This is a genomic window from Streptomyces sp. CO7 (genome assembly GCF_053474865.1).
The window spans coordinates 181,506-186,594 of record NZ_JBRIOU010000009.1 but is presented as its reverse complement, the minus strand read 5'-3'; the positions used below and the strand labels follow the sequence as shown (position 1 = coordinate 186,594).

At 73.2% G+C, this 5,089-nt stretch carries 5 protein-coding genes; 2 read left to right on the top strand and 3 right to left on the bottom strand.

The window, feature by feature from the left end; all coding sequences use genetic code 11:
- Positions 1 to 148: 148 nt before the first annotated feature.
- A complete protein-coding gene (locus ACOV8S_RS27420; protein ID WP_448321108.1) occupies positions 149 to 829 on the top strand; it encodes a Type 1 glutamine amidotransferase-like domain-containing protein in 681 nt (226 codons plus the stop codon).
- A gap of 89 nt (positions 830 to 918) precedes the next feature.
- Here the strand turns inward: ACOV8S_RS27420 and ACOV8S_RS27415 are convergent, their stop codons facing one another.
- Genes ACOV8S_RS27415 through ACOV8S_RS27405 form a run of 3 tightly spaced genes read right to left on the bottom strand, consistent with a single transcriptional unit; the run spans position 919 to position 3,851 of the window.
- Positions 919 to 1,470 (bottom strand): cupin domain-containing protein, encoded by a 552-nt coding sequence (locus ACOV8S_RS27415; RefSeq protein ID WP_448321106.1) that lies wholly within the window; start codon positions 1,468 to 1,470, stop codon positions 919 to 921.
- A gap of 7 nt (positions 1,471 to 1,477) precedes the next feature.
- Positions 1,478 to 2,701 (bottom strand): cytochrome P450, encoded by a 1,224-nt coding sequence (locus tag ACOV8S_RS27410; RefSeq protein ID WP_448321104.1) that lies wholly within the window; start codon positions 2,699 to 2,701, stop codon positions 1,478 to 1,480.
- Positions 2,702 to 2,750: 49 nt separating this feature from the next.
- Positions 2,751 to 3,851: a type III polyketide synthase gene (locus ACOV8S_RS27405; RefSeq protein WP_448321102.1), complete on the bottom strand. Its 1,101-nt coding sequence runs from the start codon at positions 3,849 to 3,851 to the stop codon at positions 2,751 to 2,753.
- 127 nt (positions 3,852 to 3,978) lie between these two features.
- On the opposite strand from ACOV8S_RS27405, the gene ACOV8S_RS27400 reads away from it, so the two are divergent.
- On the top strand, positions 3,979 to 5,076 hold the full coding sequence (locus ACOV8S_RS27400; RefSeq protein ID WP_448321101.1) for a hypothetical protein: 1,098 nt from the start codon (positions 3,979 to 3,981) through the stop codon (positions 5,074 to 5,076).
- The last annotated feature ends 13 nt before the right edge of the window (positions 5,077 to 5,089 follow it).

The window sequence follows — 5,089 nt, the reverse complement described above, 5'->3', positions numbered from 1 at the left end:
CTTCCCGGTGGACCGGAAGGGAGCGCTTCGGCCTGCCCCGGCGTGTGCCTTCGCGTCCGCGAGGACACAGCCCGCTGGTTCAGCGATGAGTTTCGTGACGGCCCCGCGTCTTTCCATCGAGCGCGTCGCAACCGAACCTGGAGGAAACGTGAAGCTTCTCCTCACGCCCGCCGGCATCACCAACCCGACCATCGAGAACGCGCTGGTCGATCTGTTGGGCAAGCCGATCGCCGAGGCCTCGGCCCTCTGCGTGCCCACCGCGGCGTACGCCATGGCCGGCGGTCCCGGCAGCGCCTACCGGCTGATCACGGGGCAATCCGTCATCACCCTGTGCGAATTGGGGTGGAAGTCGCTGGGCGTGCTGGAGCTCACCGCACTTCCGAGCATCGACGCGGAGAACTGGGTCACCCTCGTGCGGGAGACCGATGCCCTGCTGGTGGGGGGCGGCGACGCCCTGTATCTGTGCCACTGGATGCGGCGGTCCGGGCTCGATGACCTCCTGCCGTCCCTGCGCGAGACGGTCTACGTCGGAGCGAGCGCCGGGAGCATGGTGCTGACCCCTGAGATCGGGCAGGAATTCGTCGAGTCCTACAGCTGGAAACCACCCACCGGTGACACCAGCACGCTGGGCATGGTCGACTTCTCGATCTTTCCGCACCTGGACCACGAGAACCTGCCGGAGAACACCATGGCCGAGGCGGAGAAGTGGGCGGCCGGCCTCTCGGGCCCGGCGTACGCGATCGATGACGACACCGCCGTCAAGGTGACCGACGGCACCGTCGAGGTCGTCTCCGACGGACACTGGAGGTACTTTCCGGGCCCCGCATGACGAGGCCCGCTGACACGCCCGACCACGGGTCCTGGCCGTTGGGGACGTGGTCCGAGGGGGCGCGGGAGGTTCCCGCGCCCCCTCGGGCCTCATGGAGCGAGCTCGGCGGCCGCGACCTCGCCGCCGTGCCGGAGCGGGGTGAGCTGTTCGATGTCGTAGCGGGCCCGCAGGGCCTCGATCGCGGCCTCGTCCGGCGGGCCTCCGGCGGAGAGGATCTCCAGCAGCTCCTCGAAGTACCGCTCGTGGTCCGGTGGCGGTGAGGCCTGGAAGAACATCCGGGCCGGGGTGCCGGTCGGGTTGGCGAAGGCGTGCGGGCAGCCCGGCGGGACGGCGATGACGGTGCCGGGACCGGCCCGCACCACCCGGCTGCCGGAAAGGGACTCCCAGCGGCGCCAGTTGTCGGGCGTCCGCACCCGCGGCTCGAAGGCGAGGACGTCCAGCTCGCCCTCCAGCACGTAGAACAGCTCCTCGCTGCGGGTGTGGACGTGCGCGCCCACGTCGAAGCCGGGCGGGACCACCACCTCGAAGCTGGAGGCGGTCCGTGAGTGGGCCCCGGTGACCTTGAACGTCACGTGCTGGGCCGGGGTGGCCACCGTGCGGCCGTGGCCGGGCGGTACCAGCAGGCCTTCCGTCATGGACATCGGCCGCTCACCAGGTGACCGGAAGGGCCTCGGGCCCGCGGATCAGGGCGCCCTTGCGGAACGGGACCTCCTCGGCCGGCACCGCCAGCCGCAGTCCCGGCAGGCGGTCCAGCAGGGCGTCCACCAGGAGCTGGGACTCCAGCCGGGCCAGCATGCCGCCCACGCAGTAGTGCGGGCCGAAGCCGAAGGCGACGTGCGGGTTGGGGCTGCGGTCCAGGTCGATCCGGTCGGGATCCGGGAAGACCTCGGGGTCCCGGTTGGCCGCGAGGTAGGAGTTGTACACCACGTCGCCCGCGCGGATCCGCACACCGCGGATCTCGACGTCCTCGGTGGCGATCCGCGACAGCCCCACCGCGTTGCGGTGCGGGATGTAGCGGAGCAGCTCCTCCACGGCCTTCGCCCGGATGCCGGGCTCGGCCCGCATCCGCTCGGCCAGCTCGGGGCGGGTCAGCAGCAGGTAGAACATCTGCCCGCTGTTGTTGGTGACCGCCTCGCCGCCGATCTGCACCAGGACCGCCAGGCCCACCGCCTCGCGGACGGTGATCTCGCCGCGGCCGACGGCGGCGCCGAGCAGGGACGTGACGTCCTCACCGTCGGAGCCGCGCCGCTCCTCGACCAGCCGGGTGAAGTAGGCGGACATGTCCTCGCGCGCCTGCGTGCTGACCTCGGCGCCGTGCGACTGGGAGAGGATCCGCTGGGTCCAGTCGTGCATCAGCCCGCGGTCCGAGGCCGGGACGCCCATCAGCTCGCAGACCACGGCGATGGGGAAGGGGCTGAGCACCGTTTCGGTGAGGTCTGCGGGCGGCCCCTTGGCGAGCAGGTCGTCGACCAGCTCGTCCAGCATCCGCCGGGACCGCTCCCGCACCCGCTCGACGCCGCGCGCGGTGAAGGCCGCGGCCACCGAGCGGCGCAGACGGGTGTGGTCGGGCGGATCGAGGAAGCCGATCGCGTCCGAACCGGGGATGAAGTGCGGGGCCAGCCGGGTGACCGGGCGGCCCATCACCTCGGCCCGGCTGAACCGGGGGTCGTTGGTCACCGCGCGGACGTCGTCGTAGCGGGTGACCAGCCATGCCCAGCCCTCGCCGTTGGGGAGGGAGATGCGGGTGACCGGGCCCTCGCGCATCAGCTCGGTGAGGACCGGGTCGAAGTCCGCGCCGTGCAGGTCGATCGCCGGCCAGTCCCGCACCGGGGGCATGGCGGAGGGGGTGGCCTCGTCGGTGGTGGAGGTCATCTCGGGTGTCGTCTCCGTCCGCGTCCAGGGCGGTGGTCGGGGCCGCCGCTCATGCCGGGGCCCGCACCGCACGGGCCGCCGTCCGGCGCGCCCGGTCGCCGCCGCCGGCCTGCCAGGTGCCCACCGACATCTCGGCGGTGATACCCGGTCCGAAGCCGGCGAGCATGCCGCGCGCCCCGTCCTCGACACCGCCCTCCTCGAACAGGCGGCGCAGGGCGTCCAGCACGACGGCGCTGGCGATGTTGCCGTACTCGGTCAGCGTCGCACGGCTGAACCGGAAGGCGTGCGGCTCGACACGCAGGTACTTGGTCAGGTCGTCGAGGATGCGCGGCCCGCCGGCGTGGATGATGTAGAAGTCCAGCTCGGAGGCGTTCCACGAGTGGGCGCGGGCCAGGTCGTGCAGGGCGGGGGCGAGTGGCTCCATGGTGCCCGGCACCCGCTTGTCCAGCAGGAAGTGGAACCCGGTCGCCCGGACGTCGTACGAGATCCAGTCCGTCGTCTTGGGGATCAGGTACGAGCTGTTGCGCTCCAGCCGCATGCCTGTGCCGCCCTGTCCGCGGACCACGGCGGCGGCGATGCCGTCGCCGAACAGGCCGTTGGAGAGCAGCGAGCCGACGCCCAGGTCGGTGGGCTGGTAGCAGAGCGAGCAGAACTCGCACGCCACGATCAGCGCGTTGGCCTCCGGGTAGGCGGTGCAGAAGTCGTGTGCCCGGTTCACGGCGGCTCCGCCGGCCGCACAACCGAGCTGCGCGATCGGTATCTGCCGCGTCGTGGAGGGGAAGCCCATCTCGTTGATCAGCCAGGCGGTCATCGACGGCATCATGAAGCCCGTGCAGGAGACGTAGATGATGACGTCGATGTCGCTCGGCAGGACCTCGGCGTGGTCCAGCGCCTCCCGCACCACGGCGGGGACGCGGGCCTTGGCCTCGGCTTCGTAGATCTTGTTGCGGTCCTCGAAGCCGGGGTGCTTCAGGGTCTCCTCGATGGGCTGCACGATGCGCCGGGTGCGGACCCCGGTGTTCTCGATCAGCCGCAGGGCGAGGGGGAGTTGCGGGTGGTCGTGGTGACGGGAGCGCGCCAGCTCCAGCGTCTCCTCCATGGTGATCACATGCTCGGGCACGGACACCGAGGGTTTGCACAACGTGGCCATGTGCCGCACCTGCTTTCGTGGGGATGTGTCGGTGCATCCCCCAGCCTCACCCCGCCGCCCGCGGATATCGCGCGGAAGTGGTCCAACCGGGGAAGGGTGACGTCAGGAGCCAGGACGGGAGGCCGACATGGGGCGCGTCGACGCCGGTGACCTGCTGCGACGGGCGAGGGCGGAGTTCGCCCCCGACCCCGGGGCCAACCGGGTGGTGCCGCTGGTCGAGAGCGGCGAGGCCGCACCGGCGCTGCTGCGGGCGCTGGCGGCGGAGGAACGGGCGGTGGTCGCGGCGGACCGGCGGGCCTTCCTGCGGCTCGCGGAGCGCGCGGCCGCGATGCCGAGGTGTGCGGCCTACTACGCGGAACTGGCCCGTGGGGAGGAGGAGGCGGCGCTCCGTCTCGACGCGTTCGCCCGCGCGGTCGAAGCCCTCCCGGACCCGCGGGGGTCCGGACGGGGGGACCGGTCCGTGCCCGCGCCTGCGCCCGACGCCGTGGGCGACACGGACGCGTCCGCGCCCTCCGCCCCGCCCGGGGAGACGGGCGGCGCGGGGGCCGCCACGGAGGGGCACGACGCCGCCCGGCCCGGGGGACCGGACGGGCACGGTCCCGGCAGCAGCCGGGCGCCCGGCCGCCGGGGAGCCGCCGGAGCGGGCCCCGGCGGTCGCACGCCCGGCGGCCAGGAGTCCGGCGGCCCCGGTCCCGGCGACCAGGTACCGGCCGAGCAGAGGCGCGGCGGCAGCGGACCGGCCGAGCAGCGGCCCGGCGACGAGGTACCGGCCGAGCAGGGGCCCGGCGGCAGCGGACCGGCCGAGCAGAGGTCCGACGGCGGACCGGCCGGCCAGGAATCCGGCCGGCTCACCCCCGGCGCGCCGGCGGGGGAGGCGTACGAGCTGCGGGCAGGCTGCCAGGCGTACCCCGCGTTCGTGGCATGGCTGGCGATCAACGCCGCCCCGGCCGGCACCGTGCTGGCGCTCGCCGCCAACTTCTCGGCGTGGGGCGGCTATTGCGGGCGCATCGCCCGCGGTCTGCGGGAGCACTACGGGCTGGACGACGCGGCCTGCGCCTTCTTCGACCTGTTCGCCGAGCCGGCTCCGGCGTACGAGGAGTCAGTGGTGGCGGCCGTCCAGGAGTGGGCGGACGCCGGCCGGATCGACGAGGCGGCCGTGCGTCGGCACGGCCGCCTGCTGCGGTCCTACGAAGCCGGGTTCTGGGACGCGCTGCTCGAGAGTTGAAGGGGGAGGGGGA

Bases quoted from the DNA above. Each gene is read 5' to 3' on its own strand.
- ACOV8S_RS27415 (WP_448321106.1), bottom strand. From the start codon at position 1,470: ATGTCCATGACGGAAGGCCTGCTGGTACCGCCCGGCCACGGCCGCACG.
- ACOV8S_RS27410 (WP_448321104.1), bottom strand. From the start codon at position 2,701: ATGACCTCCACCACCGACGAGGCCACCCCCTCCGCCATGCCCCCGGTG.
- ACOV8S_RS27405 (WP_448321102.1), bottom strand. From the start codon at position 3,851: ATGGCCACGTTGTGCAAACCCTCGGTGTCCGTGCCCGAGCATGTGATC.
- ACOV8S_RS27400 (WP_448321101.1), top strand. From the start codon at position 3,979: ATGGGGCGCGTCGACGCCGGTGACCTGCTGCGACGGGCGAGGGCGGAG.